This is a genomic window from Actibacterium naphthalenivorans (assembly GCF_014196965.1).
Lineage (GTDB): Bacteria > Pseudomonadota > Alphaproteobacteria > Rhodobacterales > Rhodobacteraceae > Actibacterium_A > Actibacterium_A naphthalenivorans.
This window is the reverse complement of record NZ_JACIEQ010000001.1, coordinates 601514-621723: the sequence shown is the minus strand read 5'-3', so window position 1 is coordinate 621723 and position 20210 is coordinate 601514. Positions and strand designations below refer to the sequence as shown.

Below are 20210 nucleotides of genomic sequence, written 5' to 3'. Positions count from 1 at the left end.
ATGAAAACCGTAGTTATTACCGGCGTATCCCGTGGCCTCGGCCTGGCCACAGCGAAACGGCTGAGCGCGGACGGGTATAACGTGGTCGGCCTCAGCCGCAGCCTGAGCGATGGCTACAAGGCGCTGATGGCCGAACAAGAGGGGCGCGTGCATTTCATTCCTTTCGATGTCGGCGATCTGGATGCCATCCCCGGCGTTGTCAGCAGCATCACCAAACAGCACGGGCGCATCTGGGGGCTGGTCAACAACGCGGGCATCGGCGCGGACGGCATTCTGGCGACCATGCACAAGACAGACATCCTGCGCGTGATCGAGGTGAACCTGACGGCGCCGATCATCTTTGCCAAATATATCAGCCGGGGGATGCTGGCGGCGCATGAGGGGCGGATCGTCAACATTTCGTCGATCATCGCCTCGACCGGGTTCCACGGCCTGGCCGCCTATGCCGCCAGCAAGGCCGGGCTGGAGGGGTTCACCCGCTCGCTCTCGCGCGAGGTTGGCAAGATGGGCATCACCGTCAACTGCATCGCGCCCGGATATATGGAAACCGAGATGACCGGCGGGCTGGACGTGCACAAGATGGCATCGATCCGTCGCCGCGCGCCGCTTGGCCTGCCCGAGGTCGAGGATGTGACGGGCGCGATCGCGCTGCTTCTGGGGCCGGATGGCAACCGGATCACCGGAACCGTGATCACCGTGGATGGCGGCAGCACCGCCTGAGGGCGCCGGTCAGTCCGCCGACACCGGCAGGAACGCGCGCAGGGCGGCCTCGAATTCCCGGGGTTTCTCGGCATGCAGCCAGTGGCCGGCGCCGGGGATCCTCGCAAAGACCGCATTTGGAAACAGCGCCTTTATCAGGGGGCGGTGGCCGGGCTGCACGTAATCGGAGTCCGCGCCTGACAGAAACAGGGCCGGGCCGTTGAACTGGCCGGTGATATCGGGAAAGCCGATGATCCGGGGCATTTCCGTTTCCAGCACATCCAGATTGAGCCGCCAGCGCCGTTCTTTCACGTCCAGCGACTGCAGAAGAAAGGCGCGGACCGATGGGGTTTCAATCTCTTCCGCCAGCAGCGCATCGGCGTCGGAACGCTTTTCGACCTGCGCCAGGTCCAGCGCGCGCATGGCGTGGATCAGATGCGCCTGGGTGTGCCCATAGACCACCGGCGCGATATCGGCCACCACCAGACGATTGACAAGCGAAGGCTGCGTCAGCGCTAGCACCATCGCGGCCTTTCCGCCCATCGAATGGCCCAGCACATCCGCCCGGCCGCCATGGGCCTTGATGACCTGCATCAGATCATCCGCAAGATCGGGATAGGAATGGGTCGGAAACCACGGGCTTTCCCCGTGATTGCGCATGTCCACGGTGATCACCTGCCGCGTGTCGGACAAACGTTTGGCGATGACGCCCCAGTTGCGCGCGGACCCAAACAGACCGTGGACGATCAGAAGCGGCGGGTTGGCCTCGTCGGAGCCGAAAATCGTGGTGGCAAGCGGCATCGTCGGGGCGGCCTATTTGGTGGGGCGCCGGCATGCGCCGGCGCGGCAGATAAACACGGCGCCCCTTATGACAGGGGCGCCGAGAGATCATGCTCAGACAAAAAGAAAATCGATTTCGTTGTGGCTGAGCTGCATGTCTTCCAGTGTTATCGAATTGATGCCGCCATCGCCATAGGTGATTACAGTGTCTTCACCCACGAGTGACGTGCTGACGGAAGAGGCCCGGGCGCCGCCAAGGTCGATCTTGATGCTGTCGAGCTTGACCTGAAAATCGGTGATCGTGTCGTCGCCCATTTTGCCATGATCGAAAATGAACACATCGCCGCCACCGCCGCCCGTCAGCACGTCGTTTCCGGCGCCGCCGTTCAGCTTGTCCTGGCCCTTGCCGCCGAGGAGGGTGTCGACCCCGCCCTGGCCGAACAGCTTGTCGGCCCCGTCGCCACCGTTCACGACATCGCTCTTGTTGCCGCCCTTGAGCGTATCGTTTCCGCCCTGGCCCAGCAGGCTGTCCTTGCCGCCCCCGCCGAGCAGGGTATCCGCGCCGGCGCCGCCCTTGAGCGTGTCGTTCCCGTTGCCGCCGTTGAGCGTGTCATTTCCGCCCTCGCCGAGCAGGCTGTCCTTGCCGCCCGCACCAGTCAGATCATCCGCGCCGGCGCCACCCTTGAGCGTGTCGTTGCCGCCGCCGCCGTCAAGCGTGTCTTTGCCGGCCTCGCCTTTCAGTACATCCTTGCCGGCACCACCCTTCAGCTTGTCATTTCCACCCTGGCCCAGAATCCTATCGTTGCCCGCGCCGCCCGAAAACACATCGCGCGTGTCGGTGCCCGTGATCTTGTCGTTTTCCGTGATCGTGACGCCGGGAATATCGGCGATTGCGAATATCGTGCCAGGGCCAAAGGGGCCGGGGCCGGGATCGCCGAAGAAGGTTACCTGAAAATCGGCGAAATTCTCGAGGTCCAGGGTTCCCTCATACCATCCGGGAGGGCTGTCGCCGCCCAGAATGAGCATGAATTCATTGTCGTAATTGCTGCCGCTAGTCGTCCAGAATGAGCTTAAAACGGCGGAGTTTCCACCGCCCCAGCCTATTCCGGCGATCTCTTCATAGAAACTGTCGGACGTGAGGTCGAAGCTTGTGCCGCCGGTCGTTGTGCCGGTGAGCTGGTACACTTCGCCAACGTAATCGGGGACTGCCCCGCTTTCATCATCCCACTGCTCGCCGGTAAGAGTATAAGAAAGAGTGGTCGAATTGTCCGGTGCCACGATGGAGACCGAGGCACCGCTTTCCCAATCCGAACTTTCACTGTTGCCATAGAAGTAGTGCGTGCCAAAATAGGCGGGTATTGTGTAGGTTGTCATTGCTGTCACCCTGGGTGGAAAATAATGGAATGAGCCTCTTAAACCACTGGCACGTGAAACTCTTTTGACGAGGCTGCGGGAAATTAATCATTGTGAACGGGGCTTGCGTCTATCTTCATGCCGTCGTCTTGCTTCGTGCGGATGGCGCGTGGCCGAAAATTTGTGCGGGCAAACGTGAAACTGCCAATTCGCGCAGCACCGGGGCGGGAAACATGAACAGTTTGCCGGGAATCCCGGGGTGCCGGGCAGCATGCTGTGGTGAGCATCCATCCTTGGGAATTCAGGTATCCGGTAATTGGTAACTGGTAGAGGGGGGAGATGGCCGAGAATATCGCCCGAACACGCGAATCCGAGATTTCACGCCTGTTGCGTGACAAGCTGGGCGCGCGCGGAAACGATCTGCCGGCCCGGCTGAAACAAGCGCGCCGACAGATGCCATTCAAAGTGCAGCCGGAGGCGGCCGTGATGGCCGATGCCCTGGAAAAGAGGGCACATCCCAAATTGATGAAGCAGGTTGATCTGCCCCGCCTGCAAACTGCCGAACGCAGATTGCTTGATCATCTGAAGGCAATCGATACATCCGACCGGCGCAAAGGCGCCATTCTGGGCGCGTTGGCCGGTCTTTCGTTCAACCTGTTCGTGCTGACCGGGCTGATCACGGGCATTTTGCTCTGGCGCGGCCTGCTCTAGGCCAGAGGCGGAGGGGAAGGAGGGCAGGGGGCCCTCCTTCCGGTTTCTTCAAAGCTCGGGGTAGATCGGGAAGCGTTTGCACAGCGCCATCACCTCGGCCTTGACCTTAGCTTCCACCGCGCTGTTGCCCTCTTCGCCATTGGCGGCCAGCCCGTCGACCACTTCGACGATCCAGTCGGCGATCTGGCGGAACTCAGGCGCGCCGAAGCCGCGGGTGGTGCCCGCCGGTGTGCCCAGCCGAACGCCCGAGGTGACCATCGGCTTTTCCGGATCGAAGGGGATGCCGTTCTTGTTGCAGGTGATATGGGCACGCTCCAGCGCTTTTTCGGTGGCGTTGCCCTTCACCCCCTTGGGCCGCAGATCGACCAGCAGCACATGGGTGTCGGTACCGCCGGTGACGATATCGAGCCCGCCCTTCATCAATTGATCGGCCAGCGCCTGGGCGTTCTTGACCACTTGCGCGGCGTACTCCCTGAACTCGGGGCGCAGCGCCTCGCCGAAGGCCACCGCCTTGCCGGCGATCACATGCATCAGCGGGCCGCCCTGAATGCCGGGGAAGATGGCCGAGTTGATCTTTTTGGCGATCGCTTCGTCATTGGTCAGGATCATGCCGCCGCGCGGACCGCGCAGGGTTTTATGCGTGGTCGTGGTGGCCACATCCGCATGGGGGAAGGGCGAGGGGTGCTGGCCACCCGCCACGAGCCCCGCGAAATGCGCCATGTCGACCATCAGATAGGCGCCGACACTGTCGGCGATCTGGCGCATCCGGGCAAAGTCGATCTGCCGCGGAATGGCCGAGCCGCCGGCGATGATCAGCTTGGGCTGATGTTCTGTCGCCAGCGCCTGCACCTGATCGTAATCCAGCAGGCTGTCCTGCTTGCGCACGCCATACTGGATCGCGTTGAACCATTTGCCCGACTGATTGGGCCTGGCACCGTGGGTCAGATGCCCGCCGGCATCCAGGCTCATGCCCAGAATGGTGTCGCCCGGCTGCAGCAGCGCGGTATAGACGCCCTGATTGGCCTGAGAGCCGGAATTGGGCTGCACGTTGGCAAAGCCGCACCCGAACAGCTGCTTGGCGCGCTCGATCGCCAGGTTTTCGGCGATGTCCACGAACTGACAGCCGCCATAATAGCGCCGCCCCGGATAGCCTTCGGCGTATTTGTTGGTCAGGACAGAGCCCTGCGCCTCCATCACCGCCTTGCTGACGATGTTCTCGGACGCGATCAGCTCGATCTCGTCGCGCTGGCGGCCCAGTTCCAGGCCGATGGCCTCGGCGATCTCGGGGTCGCGGGTGGAAAGGGATTCGGTAAAGAATCCGGCGTCACGGTGGGGGGCGTTCATGTGCGTCTCCTGAAGGATGCGGATTTGCGGCGTATTTAACTGACAAATTTCTGTCACGAAAGGGCACAAAGGCGGCGGCAATCGGGGAATTCGCGAAATGCGCGTCGCGCATGGGAAACTTTTGTGCCTGGCAAGGCATCGAAACGCGCGGGTTGTTCCGGCTTCGGGAGTCTTTGCATATCCACCGGCATCCGCCTACACAAACCCGGCGGGGGTTGAGTTCCCCGCGCGGCGCGGGAAACTATGCGCCATGGAAGGGGCCTGTCATGCCAAGAACCAAAATCGCCTTTATGGCAAGCGGGACCGAAACGTCGAACGCGGCGCATCGCGCATTGGCCGCCGAATATGGCGACGTTCCCGCCGAAGAGGCCGATGTGATCGTGGCACTGGGCGGTGACGGCTTCATGCTGCAGACCATGCACGCCACCCAGCATCTGGATACACCGGTTTACGGCATGAACTGCGGCACCGTCGGCTTTCTGATGAACGAATACCACGAAGCGCACCTGCTCGACAGGCTGTCGGCGGCCGAGGAAGAGGTGGTCAACCCGCTGCGGATGCGCGCCATCGGGGTGGACGGCAAGGTGCATGAAGCGCTGGCGATCAACGAGGTGTCGTTGCTGCGCGCGGGGCCGCAGGCCGCCAAGCTGCGGATTTCCGTGGATGGCAAGGTGCGCCTGGACGAGCTGGTTTGCGACGGCGCGCTGGTCTCGACCCCGGCGGGGTCCACAGCCTACAACTATTCCGCGCACGGGCCGATCCTGCCGATCGGCTCGGATGTTCTGGCCCTGACGGCGATGGCGGCGTTCCGGCCCCGCCGCTGGCGCGGCGCGCTGCTGCCGAATACGGCGCAGGTGCGGTTCGACGTGCTGCAACCCTCCAAGCGCCCGGTGATGGCCGATGCCGACAGCCGCACCGCCGGGCTGGTCATCTCGGTCGAGATCACGAGCGATCCGACGATCCGGCACCGCATCCTGTTCGATCCCGGTCACGGGCTCGAGGAGCGGCTGATCCGCGAGCAGTTCGTCTAGGCGCCGTTCTTGCCGGTCTTGGCCCAGCTTTCGCGCTTGCGGTAGAGCGTCGAGGGCGAGACATCGAGCACGCGCGCCGCTTTCGGCACCGAGCCGCCATGGCGCGAGATCGTTTCCTCGATCACCAGCTGCTCGATCTCGGCCAGGGTCATGCCCATCAGCCCGTCGAGCGTGATATGCGGCTTGGCCTGCTCGACGGTCGCGCCCGGGGCGAAGGGGCTGGCCAGCCGCTCGCGCTCATGGTGAAGCTCGATCGGAAGCATGTCGAGCGTGACCAGCGGCCCGTCGTTCAACACCACCACATGGCGCAGCACATTCAAAAGCTGGCGCACGTTGCCCGGCCAGCTGAGGTTGCGGAACAGGGATTTCACCTCGTCCGAGAGGCCGTGAAAGCTCCGCCCTTCCTCGCGCGCGAACTGGCTCAGTGACACTTCGGCGATCTCGACCACATCGCCACCGCGCTTGCGCAGGGGGGGCAGGTGGATGGGCACCACATGCAGGCGGTAATACAGATCCTCGCGGAAGCGCCCGCGCCGGACCTCTTCCAGCGGGTCGCGGTTGGTGGCGCAGATGATCCGCACGTTCACCTTGTGCGGCTTTGGCGCGCCCACCGGCTGAATCATCGAGGTTTGCAGGAACCGCAGCAGCTTGGTCTGCAGGTTCAGATCCATCTCGCAGATCTCGTCGAGAAACAGGGTCCCGCCATCGGCCACGGCGGCGGCGCCGGGCTTGTCGACGATGGCGCCGGTGAACGACCCCTTGAGATGGCCGAACACCTCTGATTCCAGCAGGTCGGAGGGGATGGCCCCGCAATTGAGCGGCACGAACGGGCCGCTGGCGCGATGCGAGGTGGAATGCACGGCCTGCGCGCAGATTTCCTTGCCGGTGCCGCTTTCGCCGGTGATGAACACCGTCGCCATCGACCGGCTGACCGAGCGGATGCGGTCGTAGACCTCTTGCATGACGGACGAAGAGCCGACGAATGTGCTGATCAGCGCGTCATTGGTGGTATGGCGGGGGCGCTGGCCGCGCGCGCGGGCGCCGTCGGCCAGCGCGTTTTCCACCGCATGAAGAAACCGCTGTTCGTTGAATGGCTTGAGCAGGAACTCGTATGCCCCGTTGCGCATCGCCTCGACCGCGCTGTTGATCGACCCGTTGGCGGTGACAACGATGACGTTCGTCTCTGGCTCCAGCTCAAGGAAATCGCACATCAGCTCCTGGCCGGAGCGGTCGGGCAGCATCAGGTCGAGCAGCACGACCAGCGGCCGTATCTTGCGGAAATGTTGCAGCCCCTCTGCGGCGGTTCCGGCAGAGACCACATCATAGCCCGCGCCGCGCAGCACCGATTCATATACCATCTGCAGTGACGGGGTGTCTTCGATCAGCAGCAGCTGGGTCATGCCACCCCCGCGTTGAAACGGTCGGAATATTCGGTGTCCAGCATCAGCAGCACATCGTCGATCAGTTTCAGCACCCGCGGCGCCAGCGGCTGGATGAGCATCAGATCCTTTTGATGCGCCGCGTCGTTCAGCGTCTCGGCGACCCGTTGCAGCTCGGCCGAGCCGATCGCCCCCGCCAGGGAGATGAGAACATGGGTCCGCCCGCGCAGCAACGCGAAATCGGTGCGCTGCAATCCCTCGTGGACACCGGCGCGGACGTTGCCGATATCCTGTCGAAGACGGTCCAGCAGCTCCTGCGCGTCCTTGTCGCCCGCCAGCGCGAGAAGGCGATCCAGATGCACGGCGCTGACTGCGGGCGTATTCGGCTTTTCGATCGGGCGGACCGCGCCGATACTGCCGATACTCTTGTCCAGGATCGCCGAGATCGCCTCTCCGAAGGCCTCCAGGCTCATGATCGGCTTGGCAAGGATGCCATCGGCGCCGGCTTCGTAAATCTCATCACGGTTGGCCGACAGCACATAGGCGGTGATGGCCAGAACCGGCAGCGTGTCGGCCGCGAAGCCAAATTCCTCGCGGCTGCGCAGGGTGCGGATCAGATCGAGCCCCGACAGGCGCGGCATTTCGATGTCTATCAGGGCGAGATCGAATTCGTTGCTGTTGAGAAGCTCGAGCGCTTCGCGGCCGTCGGCGGCGATCAGGCATTGCGCGCCGAGCGTGTCCAGCATCTGCCGTATCAGCAGTTGGTTGGTCGCGTTATCCTCGGCCACCAGCACGGTCCAGCCTGACAGGTCGGGCAGTTTGTCGGCGCGGCCCGGTACGCTGACGCCGGGCGCCCAGGCGGCGCGCGGCAGCAATATCCCGACCTCGGCGCCGCCTTCGGGGCGATTGCGCACCTCCATGCGGCCGTTGATCTGGTGAACCAGGTCATGGACGATGTGCAGCCCCATGCCGGTTCCCGGCGTTTCGCTTTCGGGCGGGCGGCCGCCGCGTTCGAACAGCAGGGACTGTGCCGCCTCGCTGAAGCCCGGCCCGTCGTCCCGAACCGTCAGGTGGAGCGTTTCCCTGGCGCCGATGCCAACCGACAGGGTGACGTTTCCGGCCTTGGTGTGTTTCATCGAATTGCCGATGAGATTGGCCAGAATACGCTCCAGCGCATTCTGCTTGGTCCCGATCATCGGCGGCAGATCCGCCGCCAGATCCAGTATAAAACCAAGCCCGTGCGAATGCGCATGCGCCGCCCAGCGTGCTTCCACATCTTTCAGGAACGAAACGAAGTTCAGATCCCGCGGCTGCGCGTCGCCGGGGCCCGCCTCGCCGGTGACAAGGGCAAGCACCTCGTCGCTGAGGCGGGCAAGCTGTTCGCCGGCGCTTCGGGCCCGTTGCAACTGTTGTTTCGATGCGTCGTCCAGCGGTTCCAGATCGGCCAGCGCCAGCCCGCCAATGATATCGGAGACGGCGTTGCGGATGTCGTGGCCAAGAAGCGCCGCCCGCGCGCTGACAGCAGATTTGCCCTCGGGTCGGGAGTGTCGGCTTTCTGTTGGGGTCACGAACCAGCTCCCTTTCCTATACGAGTACTACAATACACGATGCACTCGTTAAGGTTGCATCACCCCTTTTTAACGCGCGCGGGATCGGTGCACCAACCTGTCTTATTTGGCAGGTTGGTGCACCGGGAGCCGCCTAATCAGCAGCAGCAAAGCCCAATGTTCTCAACGCGTCCGCAATTTCGTCCAGAATTGCGGGATCGTCAATCGTGGCGGGAATCTTGAAGGGTTCGCCATCGGCGATCTTCACCATCGTCGCCCGCAGGATCTTGCCCGAACGGGTCTTGGGCAGGCGGTCGACCACGCAGGCCAGTTTGAAGGCGGCCACCGGGCCGATCTGATCGCGCACCATGGCGACGCATTCCCGGATCACATCGGCCTCGGCCTTTTCGCTGCCGGCGTTCAGGCACAGAAACCCGAGCGGAAGCTGCCCCTTCAGCGCATCGGCCACGCCGATCACCGCGCATTCGGCCACATCGGGATGGGCGGCCAGCACCTCTTCCATCGCGCCGGTCGAAAGGCGGTGGCCCGCCACGTTGATCACGTCATCGGTGCGGGCCATGATGTAGAGATAGCCGTCGTCGTCCAGGTATCCGGCATCGCCGGTTTCGTAATAGCCGGGGAAATGCTCCAGATAGCTTTTGCGGAACCGGTCTTCGGCGTTCCACAACGTCTGCAGCGTGCCGGGCGGCAGCGGCAGCGGGGTGACGACCGCGCCCAGCTCGCCCTTGGGCAGTTCGTTGCCATCGTCATCGAGGATCTTCATCGCGTATCCCGGCAGCGGCACCGAAGGCGAGCCCAGCTTGACCGGCAGCAGTTCGATCCCGACAGGGTTGCAGACGGCGGGATAGCCCAGCTCTGTCTGCCACCAGTGATCAATCACCGGCACGCCAAGCTGATCCTGCGCCCAGGTGATGGTGTCGGGATCGGCGCGCTCGCCGGCAAGGAACACCGCGCTGAGGTTGCTGAGATCGTACTCGCGGACAAGCTCGCCCTTCGGATCCTCGCGCTTGACCGCGCGAAAGGCGGTGGGGGCGGTGAAGAAGCTCTTGACCTTGTGCTCCTCGATCACGCGCCAGAACGTGCCGGCATCGGGGGTGCCGACCGGCTTGCCCTCGAACACCACGGTGGTGTTGCCGTGAACCAGCGGCCCGTAGCAGATAAAGCTGTGGCCCACGACCCAGCCGACGTCGGACGCGGCCCAGAACACCTCGCCGGGTTTGACGTTGTACACATTCTTCATCGTCCAGTGCAGCGCCACCAGATGGCCGCCGGTCGAGCGCACGACGCCCTTGGGCTGGCCCGTGGTGCCGGAGGTGTAAAGGATATAGGCCGGGTGGTTCCCTTCGACCGGCACGCAGTCGGCCGGCTGCACGCCGTACTGAAAGCCGTGCCAGTTGTAGTCGCGGCCTTCCTCCAGATGCGCGACTTCCTGTTCGCGCTGGAAGATCACGCAGAAATCGGGCTTGTGGCTGGCCTGCTCAATGGCGCCGTCGAGCAGCGGCTTGTAATGCACGATCCGCCCCGGCTCGATGCCGCAGGAGGCCGCGATGATGCATTTGGGTTTGGCGTCGTCGATCCGCACCGCCAGCTCATGCGCCGCGAACCCGCCGAAGACCACCGAATGCACCGCGCCAAGCCGGGCGCAGGCCAGCATCGCCTCCAGCGCCTCGGGGACCATCGGCATGTAGATGATCACCCGGTCGCCCTTTTCCACACCCTTGGCCCGCAGCGCACCGGCCAGGTTGGCAACGCGGTTGCGCAGCTCGAAATACGGGATCTCGCGCTTGGTATGGGTTACCGGACTGTCATAGATCACGGCGGTCTGATGCCCGCGCCCGGCCTCTACGTGGCGGTCCACCGCGTTCCAGCAGGCGTTGACCATGCCGTCGGAAAACCATTCGTACATCGGGGCGTTCTCGTCGAACAGCGCTTTGGAAGGGGGCCTGTCCCAGTCGATCGCCTGTGCCGCGTCCATCCAGAAAGCTTCCGGATCCTTTTGCCACGCCTCGTAAACTTCGGTGTACCCCATGGTATGCTTCCTCCTCCTCTTTGTAATCGTGTTACGAAGCGGCGAGGCACGGGGCAAGCTATATCCGTCGGTAAGGGCACTGCTGCGCGCCAAAGCCGCGCAGCACCCCGCTTGGCAGAGCCTCAGCCGTAATGCGCGACCGGGGTTCCGGCCAGCGCGGACATGTTCAGCAACCCGCGTGCGGTGATCGACGGGGTGGCGATATGGGCGCGGTTGCCCATGCCCATCAGGATCGGCCCGACCTCGAGCGCGCGGGCGCGGAGCTTCAGGATGTTGCGCACACCAGAGGCTGCATCGGTATTGGCGAAGACCAGAACATTGGCGGCGCCTTCGATCCGGGAGCTCGGGAAGATGCGCGCGCGCAACGCCGGGTCCAGCGCGGAATCGATGTGCATTTCGCCTTCATAGCGGAAATCCGGCTCGCGCAGTTCCAGAAGCTCCAGCGCCCCGCGCATCCGGCGGCCGGTATCGCAATCGAGGTTGCCGAATTCGGAATGCGAGCACAGTGCAATATTGGGCTCCATGCCGAAGCGCCGCACATGGCGGGCGGCGCCGATCACGGTTTCGGTGATCTGTTCGGGCGTCGGTTCGGGGTGGACATGGGTATCGGCGACGAACAGCGGACCATCCTCGAGGATCATGAGGCTGAGCGCGCCCACCGGATGCAGCCCGTCGCGCGCCAGAACCTGCCGCACATAGTTCAGGTGCCACAGATACTGCCCGAAGGTGCCGCAGATCATGCTGTCGGCCTCGCCCCGGTGCACCATGATCGCCGCGATGGCGGTGGTGTTGGTGCGCATGATCGCCTTGGCCAGATCGGGCGTCACGCCGCGCCGGGCCATCAGCTCGTGATAGGTGCCCCAGTAATCGCGGTAGCGGGGATCGTTTTCCGGGTTCACGACCTGGAAATCCCGGTCTTCGCGGATCGTCAGCCCGGCGCGTTCGCAGCGGCTGGCGATCACGTCGGGGCGGCCGATGAGGATGGGCTTGTCGGTGGTTTCCTCCAGCATCGCCTGCGCGGCGCGCAGCACACGCTCGTCCTCGCCCTCGGCGAAGACGATGTTGCGCTCGGCCTGGGCGGCGGCGGCAAAGACCGGGCGCATGATCAGCGCCGACCGGAAGACGGAGCCGTCGAGCTGTTCCTTGTAGGCGGCGAAATCGGTGATCGGGCGGGTGGCGACGCCCGATGTCATCGCCGCCTTGGCGACGGCCGTGGCCACGATCCCCATCAGGCGCGGGTCGAAGGGTTTCGGGATCAGATAGTCGGCGCCGAAGGTCAGTTGCTCGCCGCGATAGGCCTCTGCCGCCTCGGCCGATGTCGTCGCCCGGGCCAGCGCGGCGATGCCCTCGATACAGGCAAGCTGCATGTCATCGTTGATCTCGGTCGCGCCCACGTCCAGTGCGCCCCGAAAGATGAAGGGGAAACACAGCACGTTGTTGACCTGGTTGGGATAATCCGACCGGCCCGTGGCGATGATCGCATCGGGCGCCACCGCGCGGGCGGACTCGGGCATGATCTCGGGCGTGGGGTTGGCCAACGCGAAGATGATCGGGCGTTGTGCCATCTTGCCGACCATTTCGGGCGTCAGGACATTCGGCCCCGACAGGCCGAGAAACAGGTCGGCGCCTTCGATCACGTCGCCCAGCCCGCGCAGATCGGAGGGCTGCGCAAAGGCCGCCTTTTGCGGGGTCATATCCTCTTGCCGGCCTTCGTAGACCAGCCCCTGGATGTCGCAAAGCCACACGTTTTCACGCTTGACCCCAAGCTTGAGCAGCATGTTCAGGCAGGCAATCCCTGCCGCGCCGCCCCCGGTGGACACGACCTTGATCTCGCTGAAATCCTTTCCGGCCACGCGCAACGCGTTGGTCGCCGCGGCGCCCACCACGATGGCGGTTCCGTGCTGATCGTCGTGGAAGACGGGAATGTTCATCCGTTCGCGGCACAGCTTTTCGACGATGAAACACTCGGGCGCCTTGATGTCTTCGAGGTTGATCGCGCCGAAGGACGGCTCCATCGCGCAGACGATATCGGCCAGCTTTTCGGGGTCGCTCTGGTTCAGTTCGATGTCGAAACAATCGATATTGGCGAATTTCTTGAACAGGACGGCCTTGCCCTCCATCACCGGTTTCGCGGCCAGCGCGCCGATGTTGCCCAGCCCCAGAACAGCGGAGCCGTTGGTGACCACCGCCACGAGATTTGCGCGTGCGGTATAGCGCGCGGCGGTCTGGGGGCTGGCCTTGATCTCCAGACAGGCTTCGGCGACGCCGGGCGAATAGGCGCGGGAAAGATCGCGCCCGTTGGCCAGCGGCTTGGTCGCGCGGATCTCCAGCTTTCCGGGCTTCGGATATGCGTGATAGTCGAGTGCTTCGTCGCGCGCCGATTTTGCCTTGTCGTCCGCCATGGCTCCCCTCCCTGAAGATAGTTTAATGCTAAACTAAAATGCGCATACCGCATACGCGGAAACATTTCGGCATGCAAGCCGAACATCGCATCCGCCGCTTTCGCCGCTATCTTGCCGGAAATTTTGCCGGGCTGCCATGGCTGAAATCGCGGTGCTTTGCCGCCGGTCGGGGGTGTTTTCCCTCGCCGGGCCGGGCGGGGCGCGGATTAACGTATCGGCAAGGATCGCGCTCAGGCTTGCATCCCCCTGCGCCCCGCCGCAGATTGCAGGCAGGAGGATCGCCAATGACACTCGTCGATGCAGCCAGGGCCGTGCGCGAGAACGCCCATGCCCCCTATTCCAATTTCAAGGTCGGCGCCGCGATCCGTGCCAAAAGCGGCGCGGTCTATACCGGCTGCAATGTCGAAAACATCGCCTATCCCGAAGGAACCTGCGCCGAGGCCGGCGCCATCGCCGCCATGTGCGCGGCCGGGGAATACGAGATCGCCGAGGTCGCCGTGATCGCCGACAGCCCGGCCCCCGTGCCCCCCTGCGGTGGCTGCCGTCAGAAACTGGCGGAGTTCGCCGCCGGCGACGTGCCCGTGACCATGGCCACCACCGCGGGCCTGCGCGAAACCGTCAGCGTGGCGGGCTTGTTGCCCGGGGCCTTTGGCGCCGCGCATATGGAAAAGGGATAGAGCATGGATGCCCGCGTCATTATCGCCAAGCTGCGGGACGAAGAGCGGCTGAGCGACGAGGAAATCACCTGGTTCGCCAACGGGCTGGCCAATGGCGGCGTGACCGACGCGCAGGCCGGGGCCTTTGCCATGGCGGTTCTGCTGAACGGCCTGGTCAAGGAAGAGCGTGTCGCCCTGACCCGCGCGATGCGCGACAGCGGGCAGGTGCTGCAATGGGATCTGCCCGGCCCGGTGCTCGACAAGCATTCCACGGGGGGCATCGGTGATTGCGTGTCGCTTTTGCTGGCGCCCGCGGTGGCGGTCTGCGGCGGGTATGTTCCGATGATCTCGGGCCGGGGGCTGGGCCACACCGGCGGCACGCTGGACAAGCTGGAGGCGATCCCCGGCTATCGCTGCGACGTCTCCGTCGAGCGGCTGCAGGCGATCACCGCCAGCATCGGCTGCGCCATCGTCGGCGCATCGGCCGATATCGCCCCGGCCGACAAACGGCTTTACGCCATCCGCGATGTGTCGGGCACGGTTGAAAGCGTCGATCTGATCACCGCCTCGATCCTGTCAAAGAAGCTTGCCGCGGGGCTGGAGGCGCTGGTGCTCGACGTCAAGGTCGGCTCGGGCGCGTTCATGAAAACGATGGAGGATGCCGAGGATCTGGCGGAGTCGCTGGTCGAGACGGCGCATGGCGCGGGCTGCATGACCTCGGCCCTGATCACCGACATGAGCCAGCCGCTGGTGGCCGCCGCCGGCAACGCGCTTGAGGTGATCGAGGTGATGGAAACCCTCACCGGCTCCGGCGTGACCCCCGCGCTGTGGGATATCACCTGCGCGCTGGGCGGCGAATTGCTGGCGCTGGGCGGGCTTGCCGCCGACGCGGGCGACGGGGCAGGGCGGATCGCCCGCGCGCTGGAAAGCGGCGCCGCGGCCGAGAAGTTCGGAGAGATGGTGGCAGAGCTTGGCGGGCCGCTGGATTTCGTTGAGCGTTGGCCCGATCGTCTGCCATCGGCCCCGGTGGTGCGCGAGGTGCCGGCGCTGGCCTCGGGCGTGGTGCGGGCGATCGACGGGCACGCGCTGGGCCTGGCCGTGGTCGAGCTTGGCGGCGGGCGCAAGCGTGAGGGCGACAGGATCAACCCCTCGGTCGGCCTGTCGGAACTTGCCCCCTTGGGCGAAACCGTCAGCCCCGATGTGCCGCTGGCCCTGATCCATGCGGCCACCGAAGAGGCCGCCGACGCGGTTGAACAGGTGGTTCGCGCCGCCTTTACCATCGGCGATGCCCATCCGACCATCCCGCCGCTGGTGCACCGGAGGCTGCGCTGATGCCGCGCGCGTTTCTCGTGGTGATGGATTCCGTCGGATGCGGCGGCGCGCCGGATGCGGATGCGTTTTACAACGGGGAAACGCCCGACACCGGCGCCAACACGCTGGCCCATATCGCTCAGGCGCGGCCGCTGGCGATGCCCAACCTCGACAGGCTGGGCCTTGGCGCCGCGATCCGGCTGGCCTCGGGCGAGGACGCGCCGGGGCTGGAGGCCGAACCGCAGGGGCTGTGGGGCGCCGCGACGGAAGTGTCGCGTGGCAAGGACACGCCATCCGGCCATTGGGAGCTGGCGGGCGTGCCGGTGCCGTGGGAGTGGCATTATTTCCCCGACACCGTCCCGAGCTTTCCGCCCGATCTGGTGGCCGAGGTCTGCCGCCTTGCCGGCGCTGACAGCATTCTGGGCAATTGCCACGCCTCCGGCACCACCATCGTGGCCGAACTGGGGGCCGAGCATATGCGCAGCGGCCGGCCGATCTGCTATACCTCCGCCGACAGCGTGTTTCAGATCGCCGCGCATGAGCAAAGCTTCGGCCTCGAGCGGCTGCTGGATCTGTGCCGGGGCATCGCGCCGATGGTGCATGAGATGAAGGTGGGCCGGGTCATCGCCCGCCCCTTCATCGGGTCGGAGGCCGAAGGCTTCACCCGCACCGCTCACCGCCGCGATTTCGCCATCGCCCCGCCGGAGCCCACGCTGTGCGACTGGGTGCAGGCGGCGGGCGGGCGCGTTCACGCGGTGGGCAAGATCGGCGACATCTTCTCGATGCAGGGCATCGACGATGTGTGCAAGGGCACCGATGCGCAGTTGATGGACCATCTGGAAGGGCTGATGGGCACGGCCGAAGACGGCAGCCTGACCTTCGCCAATTTCGTGGAATTCGACAGCCTTTACGGACACCGGCGCAATGTCGAAGGCTATGCCGGGGCGCTGGAATGGTTCGACGCGCAATTGCCGCGCATCTTCGCCAGGGCGCGGGCGGGCGATCTGATCCTGTTCACCGCCGATCACGGCAATGATCCCACGTGGGTCGGCACCGATCATACGCGGGAACGGGTGCCGGTCGTGGGCCATGGCGTGGGACTGCGGGCGGTGGGGCTGATCGGGTTCACCGGCGTGGCCGAGATCGTGGCGCGGCATCTGGGCGTATCGCCGCCGGAAGGCAAGGCCTTATGAGCCTGAAGAACGTTCCGAAGGTTGAATTGCACCTGCATCTGGAAGGCGCCGCGCCGCCGGCCTTTATCCGTGGCCTGGCGAAGCGGAAGAATATGGACATCTCCGGCGTTTTCGATGCCGATGGCGGGTATGCCTTCACCGATTTCCGGCATTTCCTGCAGGTCTACGAGGCCGCGACCGCGACCCTGCAGACGCCCGAGGATTACCACCGGCTGACCCTGGCGGTGCTGGAGGAAAGCGCCGCGAACGGCGTGATTTATACCGAAAGCTTCCTGTCGCCGGATTTCTGCGGCGGGCGCGATGTCGGGGCGTGGCGGGAATATCTTCACGCGATCCGTGACGCCGCCGATCAGGCCGAGCGGGAGTTCGGCATCGTGATGCGCGGCATCGTCACCTGCATCCGCCATTTCGGCCCCGAAAAGGCCCGGCAGACCGCGCTTTGCGCGGCCGAAACGGCGGGCGACTGGCTGACGGGGTTTGGCTTGGCGGGGGATGAGAGGGTCGGCAAGCCGAAGGATTTCGCCTATGCGTTCGACATGGCGCGCGAGGCGGGCCTGCGCCTGACCGCCCATGCCGGCGAATGGGGCGGGGCGCAATCGGTGCGCGACGCGCTGCACGACCTGCGGGTCGAGCGGATCGGCCACGGAGTGCGCGCCGCCGAAGATCCGGCGCTGGTCGAGGAACTGGCAGAAACCGGGACCGTGCTGGAGGTGTGCCCCGGCTCCAACATCGCGCTCGGGCTGTTCCGGTCCTGGCGCAGCCACCCGATCGGCGGATTCTTCGACAAGGGGCTGAAGGTCACGGTTTCCACCGACGACCCGCCCTTCTTCCACACTTCGATGACCCGCGAGTATGACCGTCTGGCCGATGCCTTCGGCTGGGACGACGCGGTGTTCACCACCCTCAACACGACCGCCGTCAATGCCGCCTTCTGCGACGATGACACCCGCGCGGCCCTTCTCAGACGCCTGGAGAAAAGCGATGCCTGATTACCTGACCGTTGTTGACCACCCGCTTGTGCAGCACAAGCTGACGATCATGCGCGACAAGGAAACCTCGACGGCGGGGTTCCGGCGGCTGTTGCGCGAAATCTCGCATCTGCTGGCCTATGAGGTGACACGCGATCTGGAGATGACGACGAAAACCATCCAGACGCCGATGCGCGAGATCGAGGCGCCGATCCTGGATGGCAAGAAGCTGGCGCTGATTTCCATTCTGCGCGCCGGCAACGGGCTGCTTGACGGTATTCTGGAACTGATCCCGGCGGCGCGGGTCGGCTTCGTCGGGCTCTATCGCGACGAAGAGACGCTGCAGCCGGTTCAGTATTATTTCAAGGTGCCCGAGGCGCTGGAAGACCGCCTGGTCATTGCCGTCGACCCGATGCTGGCGACGGGCAATTCATCGGTCGCCGCGATTGACCTGTTGAAGAAGGCGGGGGCCAGGAACATCCGTTTCCTGTGTCTTCTGGCCGCGCCCGAAGGTATCGCGCGCATGAAAGAGGCCCACCCCGACGTGCCGATCGTCACAGCATCTGTGGATGAGGGGCTCGATGAGCATGGATATATTGTTCCTGGGCTAGGGGATGCGGGTGACCGCATGTTTGGCACAAAATAAGCTTTAAATCCCTTTACTGCTTGTGTGCAATCAGTCATGATTCGCCCATATCTTGTGGGTGATGATATGCGACTGATTTCCCTGGCTGTGGCGGCTGCCGCTGCGGCCGTGCTCTTGGCCAATGCCCTGTCGGCACAGCCGCTGGCCGATGATGACGGACCGGCAGAGCTGCCACCGGCGGACTATGCGGCCAATCAATATGTCGACAGCCGGGGCTGCGTCTATATCCGCGCCGGCTATGGGGGAACCGTCACCTGGGTGCCGCGCGTGAGCCGTGGCCGGACGGTGATGTGCGGGTTCAAACCCACCTTCGCCGCCGCCGCCCCGGCCCCCGCGCCGAAGCCGCAGCCCGAGATCGCGGAAATTGTTGCCGCGCCTGTTCCCGTCGCTCCGCCGGTGCCACCCGCGCCTGTTGCAGCCAAGCCGGCGCCCGCCGTAGCGCCTGTTGCGGCACCGGTGAAAGTCGCGGTCGCACCGGCTCCGAAAACCGTTTCGGCCCCACGGCCGGCCTCGGTCCGTGCATCGGTGCCGGCACCCGCGCCGATGGCCGTCACCATCACGCCCGCGCCCATCACCATTCCCAAAGGTTACGAAAGGGCGTGGAAAGACGACCGGCTGAACCCGCTGCGCGGCGTCGGAACCGCCCGGGGAGAGGCTCAGATGAACCTGGTCTGGACGCAGACCGTGCCGCGCCGTCTGGTCGCCGAAGGGAAACCGGGGCCGGTTGCGCGCGCCGCTGCGGCACCCGCGAGCGCCCGTCAGCGCCTGACCGCCCGCGCGTCGACCAAGACCCCGGCGAAGGTACGGCCCGCGGCGGGATATGTTCAGGTCGGCACTTTCGGGCTGCCGGCGAATTCCGCCGCCACCGCCGCGCGGCTTCGTCAGCTCGGGCTGCCGGTTGCGGTGGCGCAAGGCCGGATGAACGGCAAGCCGGTGCAGATTGTGCTGGCCGGGCCGTTTGCCGGGCAAGAGCATCTCAATTCCGCCCTCGGGGCGGTTCGAATGGCAGGGTACCGGGACGCATTCGTGCGGAGATAAAAAACAAATCCGGGACAGTGGAGCAGCGCCTCGCCAACATGTGCGGGGCGCTGTCTTCTTTCGCGGGGTGGAAATTCAGCCGCCGCAGATGCCCTGAAGGCGGATCCAGTCGGCATCGCTGAGCACCGGCTTGTAGGCCCGGCCGCGCAGCGGGTCGGCCTCGATCAGGCCCAGAACGGTTTCGCCCGACACATCCAGTGCATAGGCATAGGGCGTCGATGGCACCTCCGCCGCCGCGAACCGTGCCAGCAGCGCCGCGTCCGTCAGCGAGGCGGGGGGGCGGGTGAGCACGGTTTCGGCATATCCGTTCAGCGCCTCGACCGGCAGCGCGCCGGTTGTCAGCAGGTGGAACGTGGCCCGCGTGCCCACATTCCGAAGCATCAGATCCAGCGGGTCCTGCCGGGCGGCACGTTCGGCCTCGGCCAGAATGAAACCGGCGGGAATGTCGGCATCGTCGAAATCCTCGACGATCGCGCGATTCAGCAGGATCAGCCCGCCCGGAAGATGCGCCGCCTGACGGACACCACCGGGCAGCACCACCAGCACGCCGGGGCCCGGCCCCAGAAGCCGCGCGCGCAGCCGCGCCAGCGCGCGGTCGCCCGCGGTGGTATGGCAGGGTGCGCCCGAAACGCGGGCGATGCGGGAAAGCAGGCCCTGCCCGATTTCGGCCCGCACCGTGGGGGGCACCACCGCAACCGTGTGGCGCCGCAACGCGCCGGGCATCCAGAACACCAGCAGCCCGATCACCAGCGCGAGGCTGGATCCCAGCATGATGAGCCGCAGCCGCCCGGGCCGGGGGCGGCGCTTTTCGATCGCCGCCGTCACCTTCGAGATGGCGCCGATCATCACCTCGTCTTCGATTTCCAGGATTTCCTCGGCATCGGTGCCGGGGCCGAACAGCGCCGGCATCGCGCCGGGGTTGAGGCGGGTCACGGCGGCCAGTGACCAATGGGCGAGCGCCCGTTCCCGGGTGTCGGAAATCACCAGCGAGGCGTCGCCGAACGACACGATCACATCGCGCCGCTGCGCCTGGGGCCCCTCGCGCCAGAGGCCGGAAGATTCCAGCCGTTCAAACTGTGAAAGCGCCGTCATGCGCGGCCCT

General features: G+C 65.1%; 17 protein-coding genes. 9 read left to right on the top strand and 8 right to left on the bottom strand.

All coding sequences use genetic code 11. The features are described from left to right. Nucleotides 1-720 (top strand): SDR family NAD(P)-dependent oxidoreductase, encoded by a 720-nt coding sequence (locus GGR17_RS02970; protein ID WP_054538147.1) that lies wholly within the window; start codon nt 1-3, stop codon nt 718-720. A gap of 9 nt (nt 721-729) precedes the next feature. Here GGR17_RS02970 and GGR17_RS02965 read toward each other — a convergent pair whose 3' ends face one another. Further along, nucleotides 730-1500, bottom strand: coding sequence for an alpha/beta fold hydrolase (locus GGR17_RS02965; RefSeq protein ID WP_054538148.1), 771 nt, complete (start codon nt 1498-1500; stop codon nt 730-732). 93 nt (nt 1501-1593) lie between these two features. Next, nucleotides 1594-2853: a calcium-binding protein gene (locus tag GGR17_RS02960; protein ID WP_054538149.1), complete on the bottom strand. Its 1260-nt coding sequence runs from the start codon at nt 2851-2853 to the stop codon at nt 1594-1596. A 366-nt stretch (nt 2854-3219) separates the two neighbouring features. Here GGR17_RS02960 and GGR17_RS02955 point away from each other — a divergent pair, with 366 nt between their 5' ends. Beyond that, nucleotides 3220-3543 carry a hypothetical protein gene (locus GGR17_RS02955; RefSeq protein ID WP_157445510.1) on the top strand — a complete coding sequence of 108 codons (324 nt, stop codon included), beginning with the start codon at nt 3220-3222 and terminating at the stop codon, nt 3541-3543. A gap of 48 nt (nt 3544-3591) precedes the next feature. Here GGR17_RS02955 and glyA read toward each other — a convergent pair whose 3' ends face one another. Further along, a complete protein-coding gene (gene glyA / locus GGR17_RS02950) occupies nt 3592-4887 on the bottom strand; it encodes a serine hydroxymethyltransferase (RefSeq protein ID WP_054538151.1) in 1296 nt (431 codons plus the stop codon). A gap of 266 nt (nt 4888-5153) precedes the next feature. On the opposite strand from glyA, the gene GGR17_RS02945 reads away from it, so the two are divergent. After that, complete coding sequence (locus tag GGR17_RS02945) at nt 5154-5918, top strand: NAD kinase (RefSeq protein ID WP_054538152.1); 765 nt, start codon at nt 5154-5156, stop codon at nt 5916-5918. Here the strand turns inward: GGR17_RS02945 and GGR17_RS02940 are convergent. The 4 genes from GGR17_RS02940 to GGR17_RS02925 form a co-directional block, all read right to left on the bottom strand. Beyond that, complete coding sequence (locus tag GGR17_RS02940) at nt 5915-7318, bottom strand: sigma-54-dependent transcriptional regulator (protein ID WP_082386517.1); 1404 nt, start codon at nt 7316-7318, stop codon at nt 5915-5917. The genes GGR17_RS02945 and GGR17_RS02940 overlap by 4 nt on opposite strands. Next, the gene (locus GGR17_RS02935) at nt 7315-8865 is read right to left on the bottom strand and encodes an ATP-binding response regulator (protein WP_054538154.1); all 1551 of its coding nucleotides are present in this window, start codon (nt 8863-8865) and stop codon (nt 7315-7317) included. The genes GGR17_RS02940 and GGR17_RS02935 overlap by 4 nt, the downstream gene beginning before the upstream one ends. Nucleotides 8866-8998: 133 nt before the next feature. Then, entirely contained in the window at nt 8999-10894 is a 1896-nt protein-coding gene (locus tag GGR17_RS02930; protein ID WP_054538155.1) for a propionyl-CoA synthetase, read from the bottom strand. 122 nt (nt 10895-11016) lie between these two features. Next, nucleotides 11017-13296, bottom strand: coding sequence for an NADP-dependent malic enzyme (locus GGR17_RS02925; protein ID WP_054538156.1), 2280 nt, complete (start codon nt 13294-13296; stop codon nt 11017-11019). Nucleotides 13297-13580: 284 nt separating this feature from the next. Between GGR17_RS02925 and GGR17_RS02920 the strand changes: the two genes are divergently transcribed. From GGR17_RS02920 to GGR17_RS02895, 6 genes are all read left to right on the top strand, one after another. Next, entirely contained in the window at nt 13581-13973 is a 393-nt protein-coding gene (locus tag GGR17_RS02920) for a cytidine deaminase (protein ID WP_054538157.1), read from the top strand. A 3-nt stretch (nt 13974-13976) separates the two neighbouring features. Further along, nucleotides 13977-15284, top strand: a complete 1308-nt coding sequence (locus tag GGR17_RS02915) for a thymidine phosphorylase (RefSeq protein ID WP_054538158.1) — start codon at nt 13977-13979, stop codon at nt 15282-15284. Further along, the gene (locus tag GGR17_RS02910) at nt 15284-16456 is read left to right on the top strand and encodes a phosphopentomutase (protein WP_054538159.1); all 1173 of its coding nucleotides are present in this window, start codon (nt 15284-15286) and stop codon (nt 16454-16456) included. The genes GGR17_RS02915 and GGR17_RS02910 overlap by 1 nt, the downstream gene beginning before the upstream one ends. Beyond that, on the top strand, nt 16453-17445 hold the full coding sequence (locus GGR17_RS02905) for an adenosine deaminase (RefSeq protein ID WP_054538160.1): 993 nt from the start codon (nt 16453-16455) through the stop codon (nt 17443-17445). The genes GGR17_RS02910 and GGR17_RS02905 overlap by 4 nt, the downstream gene beginning before the upstream one ends. Next, on the top strand, nt 17438-18070 hold the full coding sequence (gene upp / locus GGR17_RS02900; protein ID WP_037203993.1) for a uracil phosphoribosyltransferase: 633 nt from the start codon (nt 17438-17440) through the stop codon (nt 18068-18070). The genes GGR17_RS02905 and upp overlap by 8 nt, the downstream gene beginning before the upstream one ends. A 66-nt stretch (nt 18071-18136) precedes the next feature. Then, entirely contained in the window at nt 18137-19108 is a 972-nt protein-coding gene (locus GGR17_RS02895) for an SPOR domain-containing protein (protein WP_054538161.1), read from the top strand. 75 nt (nt 19109-19183) lie between these two features. On the opposite strand, the gene GGR17_RS02890 is transcribed toward GGR17_RS02895, so the two are convergent. Then, a complete protein-coding gene (locus tag GGR17_RS02890) occupies nt 19184-20200 on the bottom strand; it encodes a hypothetical protein (protein WP_054538162.1) in 1017 nt (338 codons plus the stop codon). Between the last annotated feature and the right edge of the window lie 10 nt (nt 20201-20210).

What these genes read in the sequence shown, in the direction of transcription:
- GGR17_RS02970 (WP_054538147.1), top strand. Translation starts at nt 1, where the DNA reads ATGAAAACCGTAGTTATTACCGGCGTATCCCGTGGCCTCGGCCTGGCC.
- GGR17_RS02965 (WP_054538148.1), bottom strand. Translation starts at nt 1,500, where the DNA reads ATGCCGCTTGCCACCACGATTTTCGGCTCCGACGAGGCCAACCCGCCG.
- GGR17_RS02960 (WP_054538149.1), bottom strand. Translation starts at nt 2,853, where the DNA reads ATGACAACCTACACAATACCCGCCTATTTTGGCACGCACTACTTCTAT.
- glyA (WP_054538151.1), bottom strand. Translation starts at nt 4,887, where the DNA reads ATGAACGCCCCCCACCGTGACGCCGGATTCTTTACCGAATCCCTTTCC.
- GGR17_RS02945 (WP_054538152.1), top strand. Translation starts at nt 5,154, where the DNA reads ATGCCAAGAACCAAAATCGCCTTTATGGCAAGCGGGACCGAAACGTCG.
- GGR17_RS02940 (WP_082386517.1), bottom strand. Translation starts at nt 7,318, where the DNA reads ATGACCCAGCTGCTGCTGATCGAAGACACCCCGTCACTGCAGATGGTA.
- GGR17_RS02930 (WP_054538155.1), bottom strand. Translation starts at nt 10,894, where the DNA reads ATGGGGTACACCGAAGTTTACGAGGCGTGGCAAAAGGATCCGGAAGCT.
- GGR17_RS02925 (WP_054538156.1), bottom strand. Translation starts at nt 13,296, where the DNA reads ATGGCGGACGACAAGGCAAAATCGGCGCGCGACGAAGCACTCGACTAT.
- GGR17_RS02920 (WP_054538157.1), top strand. Translation starts at nt 13,581, where the DNA reads ATGACACTCGTCGATGCAGCCAGGGCCGTGCGCGAGAACGCCCATGCC.
- GGR17_RS02915 (WP_054538158.1), top strand. Translation starts at nt 13,977, where the DNA reads ATGGATGCCCGCGTCATTATCGCCAAGCTGCGGGACGAAGAGCGGCTG.
- GGR17_RS02910 (WP_054538159.1), top strand. Translation starts at nt 15,284, where the DNA reads ATGCCGCGCGCGTTTCTCGTGGTGATGGATTCCGTCGGATGCGGCGGC.
- GGR17_RS02905 (WP_054538160.1), top strand. Translation starts at nt 16,453, where the DNA reads ATGAGCCTGAAGAACGTTCCGAAGGTTGAATTGCACCTGCATCTGGAA.
- upp (WP_037203993.1), top strand. Translation starts at nt 17,438, where the DNA reads ATGCCTGATTACCTGACCGTTGTTGACCACCCGCTTGTGCAGCACAAG.
- GGR17_RS02895 (WP_054538161.1), top strand. Translation starts at nt 18,137, where the DNA reads ATGCGACTGATTTCCCTGGCTGTGGCGGCTGCCGCTGCGGCCGTGCTC.
- GGR17_RS02890 (WP_054538162.1), bottom strand. Translation starts at nt 20,200, where the DNA reads ATGACGGCGCTTTCACAGTTTGAACGGCTGGAATCTTCCGGCCTCTGG.